Genomic DNA, 16,621 nt, shown 5'->3' with positions numbered 1-16,621 from the left:
CCGGAGGAAGCTGGGAACAAGGTGGCGATCGGACGTCGGACAACAATAAACCGGGAAGCCTGGGAGGCACGCAACTTCATGTATGATGCTGGCATAGCATCACAATCGGCTGCGTCCACGCGCTCAATGCAGCGCGTGAATGGCCGTGCGCGCGCCAGTTTCCGCGTTTCTGGTGGCTCGACCCGCCTCGCCGACCTCTATCAAAGCGGCTCCGCGAAGATCAGATTGCCAAAAGTCTATGATGAACCGACAACAGCTGTCCTCATCAACACCGCCGGCGGCTTGACCGGAGGGGATCGGCTGTCTCTTGAATTCGCTCTTGATGACGGCGCACACGCGATTGTGACCAGTCAGGCGGCCGAACGCGCCTACCGCAGCCAGACGGGTACGGCAAAAGTAGCCGCGAAGTTTCAAGTCGGTGCAAGTGCAACACTCGAATGGCTGCCGCAGGAAACAATCCTCTTTGACGCATCGAACCTGAGCCGCACGATCGAAGCCGAGCTGGCGGAAGAGGCAAGTTTGCTCATGCTTGAATCGGTCATTCTCGGGCGCAAGGCCATGGGCGAAAAGGTCAGGTCCGTGTTCTTCAGGGACAGCTGGCGCATTCGGCGGGGTGGAAGACTGGTTTTCGCCGATGAGGTGCGCCTGGAAGGTGATCCGTATGATTTTCTGTCCGGACCGGCAACGGCTTCTGGCAATCTCTGTGTTGCGACCCTTTTGGACTGTTCACCACAAGCAGAAGACCGCCTGAGCCTTGCAAGGTCTTTACTTGATGCCCTGCCAGCGGACCGCGTCCGGGCGGCCGCCAGCGCATGGAACGGCCAGCTGATCGCACGGTTGACGGCTGCAGACGGACAGGACCTTCGCACCGCACTGATGAGTTTTTTGACCGGATACCGCTCGGCATCACTGCCGCGGGTCTGGCATTGTTGACAATAAGGAGCCTTCTTCATGAACCTGACGCCCCGCGAAAAAGACAAGTTGCTGATCTCCATGGCAGCCATGGTCGCGCGCCGCCGTCTGGAGCGTGGCGTGAAACTGAACCATCCGGAAGCGATAGCGCTCATCACCGATTTCGTCGTTGAAGGGGCGCGGGATGGCCGCTCTGTTGCCGACTTGATGGCGGCAGGGGCAACGGTACTGACCCGCGAGCAGGTCATGGAAGGCATCCCCGAGATGATCCATGATGTCCAGGTGGAAGCCACCTTTCCCGACGGCACCAAACTGGTCACCGTTCACGAACCGATCCGCTGACCTGACTTGAGGACAAAGACATGATCCCCGGAGAACTTTTTCCCGCCGAGGGCGAGATAGAACTCAATGCCGGTCTGGAGACCGCAACACTAGACGTTGCCAATACTGGCGACCGCCCTGTTCAGGTTGGCAGCCACTATCATTTCTTCGAAACGAATGAGGGCCTTTCATTCGATCGCGAAAAGGCACGTGGCATGCGCCTCGATATTCCGGCCGGCACAGCTGTGCGCTTTGAGCCGGGTCAGACAAGGACGGTCACGCTGGTTGCCTACCGGGGCGCAAGGACCGTTTACGGCTTCAATCAGAAGGTCATGGGCGAGCTTTAGCGCCAGGAGACAAGCATGTTTCGGTTGTTATGTGGATTGATCCTCTCGGCGGTGTTTGTCTCACCCGCGCTGACCGAAGAAAAGGTCGATTGCAACAATGCCATGACCCAGATGGAAATGACCTCTTGCGCCAATTTGGATTGGCAAACGGCAGATGCGGAACTGAACGCGGCCTATAAAGCAGCGATGACGAAAATGCGCGAAACCGATGGGTTTCTGCCCGAGGGACAGAAAGGTGCGGTCGAAGCGCTTCGCAAGGCCCAGCGTGCTTGGATCCCGTACCGGGACAACGCGTGCGAGGCCTACGGATTTCAGGCAAGAGGCGGGACCATGGAACCAATGTTGGTATACGGCTGCCGCGCAAAGCTGACCGCGCAACGCACCAAGGAGCTTGAAGAGTTGACGGGAGGACTGGGCAATTGACCCGTAATTCGCGCTTCATCTTCCTGATACTCGGCATCGTTTGCGTGTCCTCGATCAACGCTCCTGCTGCACAGGCGCAAGAAACCATCGATTGCGGGTATCCGCTTAACAACAGCGAGCGAACTTATTGCGCGGACAAGGCGTTGAAAGATGCAGAGGCAAAAATGGCATCTGCATACGTCAAACTCCACGCGAAAGTGGTCGAAATGGATGACGCACTCCCGGAACATCTGAAAGGCAGCCCGGCAGCGCTGGAGGAAGCACAGGCGGCATGGTCGGACTATTCCGACAAGGACTGCAAGGCTTACGCCTTTCCGTTTATGGGCGGGACGCGCGGGCAGGAACTCTACCGGAACTGCAAGATCGTTCTCACGATGACACGCACGGAAGATCTGACTGCAACACTCGATGACTACGGCAATTAAACGAAACGATTTCTGATCGCTGATTGGAGACATTATGGCTTACAAGATGCCCCGCGCCGCATATGCGGACATGTTCGGACCTACTACCGGCGACAGGCTTCGCCTTGCCGACACGGATCTGGTGATCGAGGTCGAAAAAGACTTCACTACCTATGGCGAAGAGGTGAAATTCGGTGGTGGCAAGGTCATTCGCGATGGCATGGGCCAATCACAGGCGCCACGCAGTGCCGGAGCTGTCGATACCGTAATCACAAACGTCCTGATTGTTGATCACTGGGGTATTGTCAAGGCGGATGTCGGCCTGAAAGACGGACGGATCATCGGCATCGGCAAGGCCGGCAATCCGGATGTACAGCCCGGTGTCGACATTGTCGTCGGCCCTGGCACGGAAGCCATCGCCGGTGAAGGCAGGATCCTGACAGCCGGAGCGCTCGACGTCCATATTCACTTCATCTGCCCGCAACAGATTGATGAAGCGCTGATGTCCGGCGTAACAACCATGCTTGGTGGCGGGACCGGGCCGGCAACAGGCACAAATGCCACAACATGCACACCTGGCCCATGGCATATCACCCGCATGCTGCAATCGGCCGACAGCTTTCCGATGAACCTGGCATTTGCCGGGAAAGGCAATGCGTCACTACCGGCAGCGCTTGAGGAACAGATTTTGGCGGGAGCCTCGGCGCTGAAACTGCACGAGGACTGGGGCACGACTCCGGCAGCCATCGATACCTGCCTTTCAGTTGCTGATGAATACGACGTCCAGGTGATGATCCACACCGACACCTTGAACGAAAGTGGCTTTGTTGAAAACACGACAGCCGCCTTCAAGAACCGGACCATTCACGCCTTTCATACAGAAGGTGCCGGCGGCGGCCACGCGCCCGACATCATAAAGGTCTGCGGCGAAACAAATGTTCTGCCTTCTTCCACCAACCCGACGCGGCCTTACACGGTCAACACGCTGGAAGAACATCTCGACATGTTGATGGTCTGCCACCATCTCGACAATTCCATTCCGGAAGATGTTGCCTTTGCAGAAAGCAGAATTCGAAAGGAAACGATCGCCGCCGAAGACATCCTTCACGATATGGGTGCGTTTTCGATCATCGCTTCCGACAGCCAGGCCATGGGACGGGTCGGCGAGGTGATTATCCGCACGCTCCAGACAGCTCACAAGATGAAGGTACAACGTGGGCGTCTTTCAGATGAGACCGGCGAAAACGACAATTTCCGGGTCAAACGTTACATGTCCAAGATCACGATCAACCCGGCAATTGCTCACGGTCTTGATGAGCATATCGGCTCTGTCGAAGTCGGCAAACTCGCCGATCTTGTCTTGTGGGATCCGAAGTTCTTCGGCGTAAAGCCTGACATGGTATTGAAACTCGGCACCATCGCTGCGGCCCCCATGGGCGATCCGAACGCATCGATCCCGACACCTCAACCGGTTCATTACCGGCCAATGTTCGGCGCCTTCGGCAAAGCCATGACCGAAAGCCGTGTAACCTTCGTCTCTCAGGCTGCCTATGAGACTGGCGTCAAGGACAAGGCCGAGCTCTCAAGCCTGGTTTTGCCGGTCAAGAACACCAGAGGTGGCATATCGAAGAAATCCATGGTGCTCAACGATGCGACGCCGGAAGTCGAGGTGCATCCGGAAACCTACGAGGTGCGCGCGGATGGTGAGCTGCTCACCTGTGAGCCGGCGGACGTCCTGCCGATGGCTCAGCGGTATTTCCTGTTCTAGTTTCAAATCGGCATTCGTCATGAAACTCCTGCCAACGACACGACCCCGGATCTTTGAAGATTATCCAACCCTTGCGATTGCTCTGAAGAACTGGCAGCACGAGACCTACCGACTGGAGGATCTGACGTATGAGGCCGGTGAGGAGGTCTTTCTCAACCTTGATGACGAGGAACCGACAGTGCTGAGCGAAAGCAAAGCACGGGAACTCAATCGTGAGGCCGAGGAGGAACTCGCCAATCTGAAGGACCCCTTTGAAGATGACATTCCCTTGTCATCCCCATTGACCACGTTGATTGTGGATCAAAGCGCGCCATCGTTTGAGGATTTCACAAAGCAGATTGGAAAGGCATGCTCCTTGCTGGCAAAAGAGTTGGATTGGTCGGAATTTGCGATCATCTCTGATTGCCGGAGATCCATACTGTCGCAGGAAAACGATCATCCGCCTGTTCAAGCTGCGCAGGAAAAACTGGCGGGGTTCGGCCTCACCGCAGAAACACCGAACGGCCTGGTCGTCGACAGGCAGGGACTTGAGGCAATCGTTGGAGATCTCTTCTGGATTGCGCGTTGCAATGCATCCGCACCCTATACTCTTGTCTCCGCCAAGGGGTCCTCAACGGTTGCGACGCTTTGCAAATACGGAAATTTTCATTTCGACTTCTATACAGAAGAAGCAGAAAGAGCGTTTGAAAAGGCTGTCCCACCCTCAGGCTTGTCAATTGTAGCCGATGGCATGTGCTATGAGCGTTTTACAAGTGACGGATCAATATCAGGCAGAGCGCTGGACCTCTGAGGAGCCTCAAATGCCCTGTCGTCGACCCTCAAGAAGCGGATGGGCGAACAGCACCGAGTTCGGGAGTTGAAACAAGAATGTACAAAGTCATCGGTTTTCCGCGCACCCGTGCCATGCGGGTCATGTGGCTGCTGGAAGAGCTGGGCGAACCATACGAGATTGATCCGGCACTTCCGCAGTCTGAACCTGTACGAGAAGTCAATATCAGCGGCAAAGTACCGGTCTTGATCGATGGCGAAGCCACCATCACGGACTCAATTGCGATCTGCACCTATCTGGCAGACAAGCATGGACAGTTCACATTTCCCGCAGGCTCTCTGGAGCGCGCCAGACAGGATGGTTTCACGCAATTCGCTGTCGACGTTTTGGAAGGCGCTCTTTGGACAGCAGCAAAGAACTCCTTCATCTTGCCTGAGGATATTCGGGTGCCGCAGATCAAGCCCGTCTGCAAGTTCGAATTCAAGCAAGGCTTGAAAACCTTTGAGAAGATGCTGGCCGGCGGGCCATATGTCATGGGTGAGACATTCACAATCGCCGATATCATTATTGGGCATTGTTCCGGCTGGGCCATATCAGCCAATTTCGAACTGCCGATGGAGGGGCCGGTCTTCGACTATTTCAAGCTCTTGCGGGCCCGGCCGGGTTTCAAGGCTATGAAACAAAAGGTAGACGCCGCACAATGATCAGGATCGCCCAAATTCATCCTCACGGAAACTGGCAGGGCAGGGCCACCGATCAGGTAACGCTCGACAGAGAAGACCGGCATCGCCGTCGGGCCGTTCTGACATGCGACCATGGACTGACTGTGCTCCTGGACGAGCCGACGGCCATTCACCTTCGTCACGGTGACGGACTGGAACTCGAAGATGGCCGCTTCGTCGAGGTCTTGGCCGAACCCGAAGACCTGGTGGAAATTGAGGCGGCGAACGCCGCGCATCTTGTCAAGATCGCATGGCACCTCGGCAACCGTCACCTGCCGACCCAACTCCTGGACGATCGTGTCAGGATCCGGCGGGATCATGTGATCGAAGACATGGTTTTGAAGCTTGGTGGCAAGCTGACCCCCGTTGCGGCACCTTTTGATCCGGAAGGCGGGGCCTACGGCCATGGGCAAACCCACAGCCATGATCACGGGCCCGGTCATGGGCACCACCATCACGCCCACAAACACGCACATGACTGAAACCGTTACGCTTCCAGCGCTCTATCGCCTACTGGCCTTCCTTTCTCCGAGCTTTCCGGTCGGTGCGTTTACCTACAGTCACGGTCTTGAACAGGTGATTGAAGACGGAACGGTCAAAACTGCAGAGGATCTATTGAGCTGGCTTGAGGATGTCTTGCGCCATGGTGCCGGGCGTAGCGACGCAATATTGCTGAAGAAAAGCTATCAGGCTGCCCTGATGGGCGATGACAGCACTCTGACTGAACTGCAGAACCTCGCTCTCGCATTGCAGCCTTCCAAGGAGCGCCATCTGGAAACCAGCGCACAAGGTACGGCGTTCTTGGTGGCCGTACGACAGAGTTGGCGCCCTGACGGCAGGTCGCCGGCCGCCGACCTTTTCAATCAGCGGGCCGAAGACTCAAACCAAAGCTGGCCTTATCCGGTTGCGCTTGGTCTCGCCGCCGCCGCTCACGAGATCCCTGAAGAAGCGGCTCTGGTGGCGTATCTTCATGCTTTTGCGGGCAATATTGTCTCTGCAGCCATACGCGCGGTGCCACTCGGTCAAAGCAACGGACAATCCGTCCTGGCATCACTCGAGCCGACAGTTTTCGCGGTCGCGGCAATGGCCAACTCAGCGAGCCTGGAAGACATCGGGTCCTCCACGTTTCTGGCAGATATCGCCTCTATGGCCCATGAAACCCAATATTCGAGGTTGTTTCGTTCATGACATCCCAAAACGGCCCTCTTCGCGTGGGCATCGGCGGCCCGGTCGGTGCTGGCAAGACCACGCTGACCGACCGCCTTTGCAAGGCCATGCGCGATGACTTTTCAGTCGCTGTCATCACCAACGACATTTACACAAGCGAAGATGCCGAAGCGCTGATGCGCAGCCAGGCTCTGACCAGCGACCGCATTCGCGGGGTGGAAACCGGCGGGTGCCCGCATACGGCAATCCGGGAAGATGCCTCAATCAATCTGGCTGCCATCCACGACCTGAACCGGTCGATCCCGGATCTCGATCTGATCCTGATCGAATCGGGTGGCGACAATCTCGCAGCTACGTTTTCGCCGGAGCTGGCAGATCTGACGCTTTATGTCATTGACGTCGCTGCAGGTGAGGAAATTCCTCGCAAGGGCGGGCCGGGAATCACCCGCTCGGATCTGTTGATCATCAACAAGACCGACCTGGCGCCACATGTCGGCGCTGATCTTGGCGTTATGGACCGGGATGCGGCCAAAATGCGTAAACAGCGCCCGTTTGTATTTGCAAACATGAAAGCAGGCGACGGAGTTGACGCAGTGGTAAGGTTTCTCATCGATAAGGGAGGCCTGAGCGCGTAAGGACCAGCCCTCAATCCAAGGCAACGTTTTTCATGGATTCCGTCAGACAAAGCACCTGCGCACAAAACAATGCGCTTTGGTGCGACTCGGTTCTGAAGGCCGCTGGCGCCAACTCCCGTTTTCAGACGGGGTTTTGGTCTGCAGAAGACAAGGTTCTCCCGCTTTATCCGAATGTCGTAACACTTACAAAGAAACCGGGTGCAGAGCTCTATGGTGTTTTGAAGGCCCTGCCGTCCGGGGCCTCGGTCAAGGACAGTTTCGATGCACTTGATCTTTCGGCACTTGGATTTCAAAAACTTTTCTCAGCTACATGGCTGTTTCGGTCTGATCATGCCAATCGAAAACCCCCGGCATCTTCAGATTGGTTGAAAATCAATCATCTGCAGGCTTTCAAAAAATGGCTCCAGAACTGGAACAGCAACGAAGCATTGCACAAAGTGCTGCCTGCCAGGCTTATGGACGTCCCGGCAGTCGAATTTGCAGCCATCCAGAAAGACGGAGAGTTCCGAGCCGGCGCGGTTTTCAACTCCGGACCTAAGCTGGAAGGCCGCGAAGTTATCGGATTGTCGAACATATTCTGCCGCCAAAGCTGGCTTTACAGCGCACTTCACGATCTTCTGGCACCCTTTCCCCATAAATCCGTGTGTACCTACGAGCAAGATGAGACTGTTTTGCCCGTCTATCGTCAGCTCGGATTTGAAGAGTGCGGCCGCCTGCGCGTTTGGACAAAAATCTGACCCCTTCAAGCGAAAACTGCAGCTTGATCTTTGCCGCAATACCGACCACGCTGTCGTGAAAAATAGGGAGGGTCGCCAATGATGTTCGATGGCATTAACCTGGTTGCGGTTGCAGCAGCGGCAGTTGCATCCTTTATCTTCGGGTCTGTCTGGTATGGTTTGCTCGGCAAGGCGTGGATGAAGGCGGCCAGCCTGACCGAGGCACAGACAAAACCGGATCCGGTTACCTTGGGACTGACCTTTTTTTGTCAGCTCGTCATGGCGTTCGTTTTTGCCGGCATCATCTATCACACCGGCTCAACCGACGTCCGAGCGGGCATCATATCTGCCCTCATGGTCTGGGTCGGGATCGTGATGACCACGCAGATCATCAATCATCGCTTTCAGGGGAAACCCTGGAGCCTCACTCTGATTGACGGCGGCCACTGGCTCGGCGTCTTCCTTGTTCAGGGCATCGTACTCGGTCTGTTGAGCTGACGACTACGTAATTCCTCGCATGTTTTGAACGCATTAGACCAAGGAATCGGAGACTAAAGCACTAAACCTTGGTTCTGGACTTGGTGAGGGCCGTACGCATAATGGCCCCGGAAAATAGGTCATCGGTTGGGCATGAGGATACCCGGCTGCCGGCCCGACAGTTGTTTGTGGGAGGTTCTCGTATGTCTGACTCAGTTTTTCCCGTTCCTGCGGAAGTTGCCGCCCGGGCGCATGTCGACAATACCAAATATCTGGAAATGTATCAGCGCTCTGTGGACGATCCGGACGGGTTCTGGGGCGAGCACGGCAAACGGGTCGACTGGATCAAGCCGTATACCAAGGTCAAGAACACGTCTTATGACTACCACAACGTGTCGATCAAATGGTTCGAAGACGGCACTTTGAACGTTTCAGCCAATTGCATAGACCGGCATCTGGCAACGCGTGGCGACCAGCCGGCAATCATCTGGGAGGGCGATGACCCGAGCGAATCCAAGGTCATCACCTATAAGGAGCTGCACAAGGAAGTGAACCGGTTCGCCAACGTCCTGCATGGGCAGGGTGTCAAAAAGGGTGACCGTGTTACCATCTACCTCCCGATGATCCCGGAAGCGGCCTATGCCATGCTGGCCTGTGCGCGTATCGGCGCCGTTCACTCCATTGTCTTCGGCGGTTTTTCCCCGGACAGCCTTGCTCAGCGGATTGAAGGCTGCAAGTCAGACTGTGTGATCACGGCAGACGAAGGCCTGCGCGGCGGTCGCAAAGTTCCACTCAAGGCCAATGTCGACAAGGCAGCCGAAAAAGCTCCTGTCAAAAGCGTTGTTGTTGTCAGACGCACCGGCGGTGATATCACGATGCAGGGCGGGCGCGACGTTTGGTACCATGAAGAGGCTGCCCGAGTTTCCGATCACTGCGAACCGGTGGAAATGAACGCTGAAGATCCGCTGTTCATCCTTTACACCTCCGGTTCAACGGGACAGCCGAAAGGCGTGCTGCACACCACAGGCGGTTACCTCGTTTATGCGTCCATGACCCATGAATACGTCTTCGACTACCACGAAGGCGATATCTACTGGTGTACGGCTGATGTCGGTTGGGTCACGGGACACAGCTATATCGTCTACGGACCGCTCGCGAATGGTGCCACCACGCTGATGTTCGAAGGGGTCCCGACCTATCCCGGACCAGGCCGGTTCTGGGAAGTCTGCGACAAACACAACGTCAACATCTTCTACACCGCACCGACCGCCATCCGTGCGCTGATGGGCGCCGGGGACGAGCACGTCACCAATACGTCCCGCAAATCCCTGCGTTTGCTTGGGTCCGTTGGCGAACCGATCAACCCCGAAGCCTGGAACTGGTATTACGACGTGGTTGGCGAAAAGCGCTGTCCGATTGTCGACACCTGGTGGCAGACGGAAACCGGCGGCATTCTGATCACCCCATTGCCGGGCGCGACGGATCTGAAACCTGGCTCCGCAACACGTCCGTTCTTCGGTGTGCAGCCTGCCGTTGTCGACGCGGAAGGCAAGTTCCTGGAGGGGGCAACGGAAGGCAACCTCGTGATCAAGGACAGCTGGCCTGGCCAGATGCGAACGGTATATGGCGATCATGACCGCTTCGTACAGACCTATTTCGCGACCTATAAAGGCCTATACTTCACTGGCGATGGATGCCGGCGGGATGAAGACGGCTATTACTGGATTACGGGCCGTGTTGATGACGTCATCAATGTTTCCGGCCACCGGATGGGCACGGCCGAGGTCGAAAGCGCGCTCGTGGCCCACCCGATGGTGTCCGAAGCGGCGGTGGTCGGCTACCCGCACGATATCAAGGGTCAGGGCATCTATGCATATGTCACCTTGATGGAGGGCGAGGAGCCTACCGACGAACTGAAAAAGGAACTCGTCAAGCATGTGCGCGCCGAAATCGGCCCGATCGCGTCGCCGGACCTGATCCAGTTCTCGCCCGGCCTGCCCAAGACTCGCTCCGGCAAGATCATGCGCCGTATCCTGCGCAAGATCGCGGAAGACAGCTTTGACAATCTGGGCGACACGTCAACTTTGGCAGATCCAACGGTGGTCGACGACCTTATCGACAATCGCCAGAACCGAGCTTGACCTGACGCGCCCAGACCAGACACAAAAAGCCCGCCGTTTCGGCGGGCTTTTCAGTTTCTTACTGCTGTTTATCTTGAAATATAGATTTGCTGAATTTTCTTGGCGATGTTTGCGAATGCCTGTATCAGGTCACTCGATGAACTAGCCTGGTAGTAGTTGCCTGTGTCAGCACAAGCCTTCATTACTTTGGCGCCATTTGAATTTCCGTTTGTTCCAAAATAAACGCCAAACATTTCGATTTCTTCGTCTCTCATTGCATCACAAAGAGATCTTGCGCGTACCGACGACTCGCCGTCGTAACCCCACTCTGACCTTTCAAGCCAATAATTCCGCTCTTTACCGCTTTTCTTTGCTTTGCAGGTACCAGTGTATTCACCATCCTTCTTCAATTCCTCACATTCATTGTAAGTCATTTTGACTTTCTCATAGTGAGTGTTGAAATCACCGTCTGTCATAATAAGCGCAAACTTGAGGACATCATCATCAGTGTAAGCTGCACCTACGGACTCAGAAGGCCACAAGTCACTCCAATTTGGAGAGAGTGTATACCAACCCCATCCAATGCCCGTATGGCCAGCCGTGTAGCCATCCGTTTCCAAATCGCCGATTGCCTTTAACAATTTCGACCTGTCATCCGTTAGGGGAAGGATTTCTGAGTCCGAACAATCCTCTGCACGATATGTGCCCGACCCGTCGCCAATTGCCGTCTTGGAATAACTAGCGTCGGTATATTGCTGTTTACCTGTGCGTTCGGTTGCGCACCGACTGCTGAATTTTTTTGTTGCCGTTTCAGCGTAGTCCCCGAGATTGACGCCAACGCTATAGGGCACAATCGAAATTTTGACTTTCCCGTCCTTGGTATCGTCTGGGATCAAAATGTTTACGACGGCTTCGGCCGCATCCTTAAGGTCTTCAATTTCTCCTGACATCGAGCCTGTCACGTCCACAACGAGCGTTAACTCAACATCAAATTTTGAATAGGTAACCTGTGAGCTTGTGCCGAACACAAAGGATTCCGGTCCAAGGCTGTCGTCAATCAGATTTCCCATATCCAGAAAGTAGTTATCGATGGTCGCATTGGACGTAACGGTGACAAGGCCATTTTCCGGATCGACCGTGTAGTCAAGATTGTCGATCGCTTCGTCCAGGAAATGCGCGTCGGCCAAGTTGGCTCGAAAGGAATCTTCGAGCGCGGCTTTGATCTCATCGTCTGACATTACAGAAGTGGACAAATCGGCGGCGACGGACAAGGCAGCCGCGTCAAGTGCATAGGACAACTTTTCCCGCGCATTCACCGTGCGTGAAATATCGACTGATGCGCCGATGATGACAATCAAAAACACCGCACAAATCGCAAAGATCGGCAACACCGATCCCTCAGTAGAATTTTTTAAGCGGCGAACATGTTGTCCGAAAGATTTATTGAGTTGAAAACGCATGACTGCCTCATTGTTTCGAGAGACAGTACTACAAAAAAGTACCTAATTTCTTAAACTGTCATTGTAGCAATTATGAATAAACAATTAACACTATTAGAAAAATCTTAGACAATACAAAGTCGATACTGGCAAAAAGACCCAAAGCCTCACGGCTCCAGTTCAGTATCCCAATACAGAAAATCGAGCCAGCTATCGTGCAGGTAGTTGGGCGGGAATCCGCGGCCATTGTTGTGCAGGTCCTGGATAGTCGGCTGAAACGGCATGTGCATTGGCCACATGTTTAGCTGTTCGCACGACTTGTTGGATTTGCGCAAATTGCAGGGGGAGCAAGCGGTAATGACATTGTCCCAGGTCGTCAGGCCACCCTTTGAGCGAGGAATCAGGTGGTCGAATGTCAGCTCTTCCTTGGAGCTGCAATACTGACACTGGAATTTGTCGCGGAGGAAGACGTTGAAGCGGGTAAAGGCGGGATATCGGCTGGGTTTTACAAAAGTCTTGAGCGAGACAACACTAGGCAATCGAAATTCAAAGCTCGGACTTCGAACCGCCGCATCATATTCTGCAACGATGTTCACCCGATCCAGAAAAACAGCCTTGACGGTGTCCTGCCAACTCCACAGGGACAAAGGGTAGTAGCTCAGGGGCCGGTAGTCCGCATTAAGTACCAACGCCGGATGGGCTCCCTGGGAAACCGCTATCGTCACTCTCCGCTCCTTATCGTTCAGAGCGGCTTTCCCTTGATCGGGAAAGATCGCTCCAACTCTTAAAGTCCGATCAGCCAGCATTCCTGCGTCAGCGCAGGAAACCAAGATGATCGCGCCGGAATGTTCTTCGTCCGGACAATCGGACAGCGGAACATGTCCTTATGTGACGGGAGTATTGTAGTGCCGAGGTGACAGTCTTGTGAAGCCCGCCTTTTTCAATTCTGGTCACAGTTGTTGAAAGGTGTTTTCCGTCAAAGGATTTTTCGTAAATCTATGAATCATTTGCGCAAAAGCCACGCCAGCTGCGTCACTGTGACAGATCTACGTTTAAAATGAAAAAGGACGCCCGGAGGCGCCCTTGATTTGCTTTATCTCAGTCGAATCAATTTGTCGTCCAGTCCCGGATATCGACAAAATGACCTGCAATCGCAGCCGCGGCGGCCATGGCAGGGGACACCAGATGCGTCCGGCCCTTGTGTCCCTGACGGCCTTCGAAATTCCGGTTCGACGTCGACGCGCAGCGCTCACCCGGCTTCAACTTGTCCGCATTCATGGCAAGACACATGGAGCAGCCCGGCTCGCGCCACTCAAATCCTGCTTCCTTGAATACAAGGTCCAGACCTTCTTCCTCAGCCTGCTCTTTCACAAGACCCGATCCTGGAACAACCATGGCACTGACGTGAGAGGCAACCTTGTGATTCCCGATGACAGCGGCAGCTGCCCGAAGGTCTTCGATACGCCCATTTGTGCAAGAACCAATAAAGGCCCGGTCGATCTTGATGTCCGTGATCTTTGTGCCCGGTTCAAGGCCCATGTAATCAAGAGCACGCTTTTTGGAATCACGCCGGTTCTCGTCATCGATTTCAGCAGGATCAGGCACGACACCTTCTACCGACACAACATCTTCAGGAGAAGATCCCCAGGAAACGATTGGCGGCAGGTTGGCCGCGTCAAGCTCTACGACCTTGTCGAAATAGGCATCAGCGTCGGAATGCAGGGTTTTCCAATAGGCAAGCGCCATATCCCAAGCCTCACCCTTTGGCGCTTTCGGCCGGCCGTCAATATAGTCAAACGTGGTCTGGTCAGGTGCGATCAGACCTGCGCGGGCGCCGGCCTCAATTGACATGTTGCAAACCGTCATCCGGCCTTCCATGGAAAGCGAACGAATGGCTTCACCTGCATATTCGATCACATAGCCAGTACCACCGGCTGTGCCGATCTTGCCGATAATCGCCAGAACGATATCCTTGGCAGTCACGCCTTCAGGGATCTGCCCCTCGACCTTGACCAGCATGTTCTTCGCTTTTTTCTGGATCAGCGTCTGCGTTGCCAGAACGTGCTCCACCTCGGACGTGCCGATGCCGTGTGCGAGCGATCCGAAAGCGCCATGTGTTGACGTGTGGCTGTCGCCGCAGACGATTGTCATTCCAGGCAGGGTAAAGCCCTGTTCGGGACCCACAATGTGAACAACGCCCTGGCGCATATCCAGTTCTGAATAGTATTCGATGCCGAATTCTGTGGCATTCTTGGCAAGCGTTTCGACCTGCAACGCAGATTCCGGATCGTCGATACCGTGTCTTCGGTCTGTGGTCGGGACGTTGTGGTCAACGACAGCCAGTGTCTTTTGCGGCTGCCGCACCTTGCGGCCATGCATGCGCAAACCCTCAAACGCCTGCGGGCTTGTCACTTCATGTACCAGATGCCGGTCAATATAAAGCAGCCCTGTCCCGTCCGGCTGCATATCGACCGCATGGTCGTCCCAGATCTTGTCGTAAAGCGTCCGTGCCTTGGCCATGGATCTCTCCTCATTTTTGCCCGGCAATGCGCGCATTTCGTGGGGCAGCGCATTTCTCCGGAATCTTCTTCGGGCTCGGCTGAGCCGCAAGTCGCGTCCTGTAAACTCAAGCCATGAAAAGCTTGCTGGTGCCTTGCGCAGCACCGGTTGCCTTAGTGAATGGCGCAGCGCCGCCTGAAGGTCAAGCATTGCCGAGTTGAGTTGAATTCAACTGAGATTGACCGCCAGACGATCAGCCATCACCTAGTTGCAAAAAAGGCGGCCTCCGGGACCGCCTTTCCAAAACATTTCCAAGCCGTTTCGGCTTATTCTGCAGCGTTTTCAGCTGCTTCAGCTTCGGCCTTTTTCGCTTCTGCCTTGGCAACTTTTGCAGCAGCCACTTCAGCGCGCTGCTCTTCGTTGAGACGCTTGGAGCGAACATTGGTGTTTTCGGTGATGCGGGCGGATTTACCGCGACGGTCACGCAGATAATAAAGCTTCGCGCGACGTACTTTACCGCGGCGAACAACTTCCACGCCTTCCAGCATCGGAGAATAAATAGGGAAGACACGTTCCACGCCTTCACCGTAAGAAATCTTGCGAACCGTGAAGCTCTCGTTGATGCCGCCGCCGGAACGGGCGATGCAGACACCTTCGTAAGCCTGTGTACGAGTCCGGTTACCCTCAGTGACCTTCACATTGACGCGAACGGTATCACCTGGCGAAAATTCCGGCAGCTTGCGCTGCTCTTCAATTTTCGCCATTTCCTCAGCATTAAGCTGTTCGATGATGTTCATGGCATTTTTCCCTTTTCATTTACAAAGCGGTCAGAGCGCTGTCCGGTTTTAAGGCCGGAAACGGGTTCACCGACTTTGGGCCATGGTGCATTATCCGCCGGAATTTTCTGAATATTTGCGCCTCAAGAGAAGCAATTCAGGAAACACGCCCCCTATCAGGATGGTCATGCTTCTTCCGACTTCGCGGGCGTATACAGGAATTCTTGAAAAATGTCATCAGAGAATATGTAAAAAGGCAACTTAACCCGAGATTTGCCGCTGATTGGCAAACTTGGCTCCGCCGCGACCTCCACCGGCGCATTTACGACGCTGCTCAATCCACGTCATCCTCGTCCGCCATATAGGCATCCCAAAGATCCGGTCTGCGTTCGCGTGTGAGGCGCTCGGCTTCAGCCATGCGCCAATCATGGATTTTCCTGTGATTGCCCGACGTCAGCACCTCCGGAATGATTTGACCCTCGAACTCCGCGGGGCGCGTGTAATGCGGATGCTCCAGAAGCCCGGTTTCGAAACTCTCCGTATCAGCGCTTTCCATATTACCCATGACACCTGGGATCAGGCGGATGATCGTGTCCAGCATCGTGATCGCGCCTATCTCGCCGCCTGACAGAATGTAGTCACCAATCGAAACCTCTTCGAGACCCCGCGCATCGATCACACGCTGATCAACTCCTTCAAACCGGCCGCAGACGATAATTGCGCCGGGCCCGGCGGCCAGCTCATGTGCGCGTTCTTGCGTGAAGGGGAGGCCGCGCGGGCTCATCAATATTCGCGGGCGCGGGTCTTCGGAAGACGCTGCCGCATCGATCGCTTTTGCCAAGATGTCTGCACGCAGGACCATCCCAGCGCCGCCGCCTGCGGGCGTATCGTCAACCGACCGATGTTTGTCTGTTGCGAAGTCCCGGATCTGGCATCTCTCAAGGTCCCATAAACCTTTTTCCAGCGCTCTGCCGGACAGACTATGTCCAAGCGGACCCGGAAACATGTCCGGGTAAAGGGTCAACAGTGTCGCCTTGAACGCCATCGCGCTTTGTCTTTCAGTGCTACTCCGGCCAGATTACGTGACCGGGACTGTGCGGTTAGGAATGCGTTAACCATAACAAGA

Annotated in this window: 19 protein-coding genes; 14 read left to right on the top strand and 5 right to left on the bottom strand. The window is 55.1% G+C overall.

Features of this window, described 5'->3' with window-relative positions; genetic code table 11:
- Window positions 1-21: 21 nt before the first annotated feature.
- The 14 genes from ACZ1HV_RS16390 to acs all read left to right on the top strand — a co-directional run bounded on the left by ACZ1HV_RS16390 (window position 22) and on the right by acs (window position 10,802).
- Complete coding sequence (locus ACZ1HV_RS16390; protein ID WP_298984279.1) at window positions 22-933, top strand: urease accessory protein UreD; 912 nt, start codon at window positions 22-24, stop codon at window positions 931-933.
- 18 nt (window positions 934-951) lie between these two features.
- Window positions 952-1,254, top strand: coding sequence for an urease subunit gamma (locus ACZ1HV_RS16385; RefSeq protein ID WP_298963993.1), 303 nt, complete (start codon window positions 952-954; stop codon window positions 1,252-1,254).
- A 20-nt stretch (window positions 1,255-1,274) separates the two neighbouring features.
- The gene (locus ACZ1HV_RS16380) at window positions 1,275-1,580 is read left to right on the top strand and encodes an urease subunit beta (RefSeq protein WP_298816780.1); all 306 of its coding nucleotides are present in this window, start codon (window positions 1,275-1,277) and stop codon (window positions 1,578-1,580) included.
- 15 nt (window positions 1,581-1,595) lie between these two features.
- Complete coding sequence (locus ACZ1HV_RS16375; protein ID WP_298984276.1) at window positions 1,596-2,003, top strand: lysozyme inhibitor LprI family protein; 408 nt, start codon at window positions 1,596-1,598, stop codon at window positions 2,001-2,003.
- Window positions 2,000-2,428 (top strand): lysozyme inhibitor LprI family protein, encoded by a 429-nt coding sequence (locus tag ACZ1HV_RS16370; protein WP_298816776.1) that lies wholly within the window; start codon window positions 2,000-2,002, stop codon window positions 2,426-2,428. The genes ACZ1HV_RS16375 and ACZ1HV_RS16370 overlap by 4 nt, the downstream gene beginning before the upstream one ends.
- A gap of 34 nt (window positions 2,429-2,462) precedes the next feature.
- The gene (ureC, locus tag ACZ1HV_RS16365) at window positions 2,463-4,175 is read left to right on the top strand and encodes an urease subunit alpha (protein WP_298963995.1); all 1,713 of its coding nucleotides are present in this window, start codon (window positions 2,463-2,465) and stop codon (window positions 4,173-4,175) included.
- A gap of 19 nt (window positions 4,176-4,194) precedes the next feature.
- Window positions 4,195-4,965: a hypothetical protein gene (locus ACZ1HV_RS16360; RefSeq protein ID WP_298963996.1), complete on the top strand. Its 771-nt coding sequence runs from the start codon at window positions 4,195-4,197 to the stop codon at window positions 4,963-4,965.
- A gap of 77 nt (window positions 4,966-5,042) precedes the next feature.
- Window positions 5,043-5,648, top strand: a complete 606-nt coding sequence (locus tag ACZ1HV_RS16355; protein ID WP_298963997.1) for a glutathione S-transferase family protein — start codon at window positions 5,043-5,045, stop codon at window positions 5,646-5,648.
- Window positions 5,645-6,148 (top strand): urease accessory protein UreE, encoded by a 504-nt coding sequence (locus ACZ1HV_RS16350; RefSeq protein ID WP_298984274.1) that lies wholly within the window; start codon window positions 5,645-5,647, stop codon window positions 6,146-6,148. The genes ACZ1HV_RS16355 and ACZ1HV_RS16350 overlap by 4 nt, the downstream gene beginning before the upstream one ends.
- Window positions 6,072-6,854, top strand: a complete 783-nt coding sequence (locus ACZ1HV_RS16345; protein ID WP_363324487.1) for an urease accessory protein UreF — start codon at window positions 6,072-6,074, stop codon at window positions 6,852-6,854. The genes ACZ1HV_RS16350 and ACZ1HV_RS16345 overlap by 77 nt, the downstream gene beginning before the upstream one ends.
- On the top strand, window positions 6,851-7,468 hold the full coding sequence (gene ureG / locus ACZ1HV_RS16340; protein ID WP_298984272.1) for an urease accessory protein UreG: 618 nt from the start codon (window positions 6,851-6,853) through the stop codon (window positions 7,466-7,468). Before ACZ1HV_RS16345 ends, ureG begins: the two co-directional genes overlap by 4 nt.
- 32 nt (window positions 7,469-7,500) lie before the next feature.
- Entirely contained in the window at window positions 7,501-8,205 is a 705-nt protein-coding gene (locus ACZ1HV_RS16335) for a hypothetical protein (protein ID WP_472715756.1), read from the top strand.
- 78 nt (window positions 8,206-8,283) lie between these two features.
- Window positions 8,284-8,682 (top strand): DUF1761 domain-containing protein, encoded by a 399-nt coding sequence (locus tag ACZ1HV_RS16330; protein WP_298964000.1) that lies wholly within the window; start codon window positions 8,284-8,286, stop codon window positions 8,680-8,682.
- A gap of 182 nt (window positions 8,683-8,864) precedes the next feature.
- Entirely contained in the window at window positions 8,865-10,802 is a 1,938-nt protein-coding gene (acs, locus tag ACZ1HV_RS16325) for an acetate--CoA ligase (RefSeq protein ID WP_472715755.1), read from the top strand.
- A 68-nt stretch (window positions 10,803-10,870) separates the two neighbouring features.
- Here the strand turns inward: acs and ACZ1HV_RS16320 are convergent, their stop codons facing one another.
- The 5 genes from ACZ1HV_RS16320 to trmD form a co-directional block, all read right to left on the bottom strand.
- Window positions 10,871-12,241 carry a pilus assembly protein TadG-related protein gene (locus ACZ1HV_RS16320; protein WP_472715754.1) on the bottom strand — a complete coding sequence of 457 codons (1,371 nt, stop codon included), beginning with the start codon at window positions 12,239-12,241 and terminating at the stop codon, window positions 10,871-10,873.
- Between the two features lie 146 nt (window positions 12,242-12,387).
- On the bottom strand, window positions 12,388-12,945 hold the full coding sequence (locus ACZ1HV_RS16315; protein WP_298816752.1) for an HNH endonuclease: 558 nt from the start codon (window positions 12,943-12,945) through the stop codon (window positions 12,388-12,390).
- A gap of 382 nt (window positions 12,946-13,327) precedes the next feature.
- Complete coding sequence (gene leuC, locus ACZ1HV_RS16310; RefSeq protein WP_298816750.1) at window positions 13,328-14,740, bottom strand: 3-isopropylmalate dehydratase large subunit; 1,413 nt, start codon at window positions 14,738-14,740, stop codon at window positions 13,328-13,330.
- 305 nt (window positions 14,741-15,045) lie between these two features.
- Window positions 15,046-15,516 (bottom strand): 50S ribosomal protein L19, encoded by a 471-nt coding sequence (rplS, locus tag ACZ1HV_RS16305; protein ID WP_298816748.1) that lies wholly within the window; start codon window positions 15,514-15,516, stop codon window positions 15,046-15,048.
- A gap of 313 nt (window positions 15,517-15,829) precedes the next feature.
- Window positions 15,830-16,540 carry a tRNA (guanosine(37)-N1)-methyltransferase TrmD gene (gene trmD, locus ACZ1HV_RS16300; RefSeq protein WP_472715753.1) on the bottom strand — a complete coding sequence of 237 codons (711 nt, stop codon included), beginning with the start codon at window positions 16,538-16,540 and terminating at the stop codon, window positions 15,830-15,832.
- Window positions 16,541-16,621 lie beyond the last annotated feature (81 nt).

This window comes from Roseibium sp. JB4-4 (genome assembly GCF_055693425.1).
This window is presented reverse-complemented; position numbering and strand designations above follow the sequence as displayed.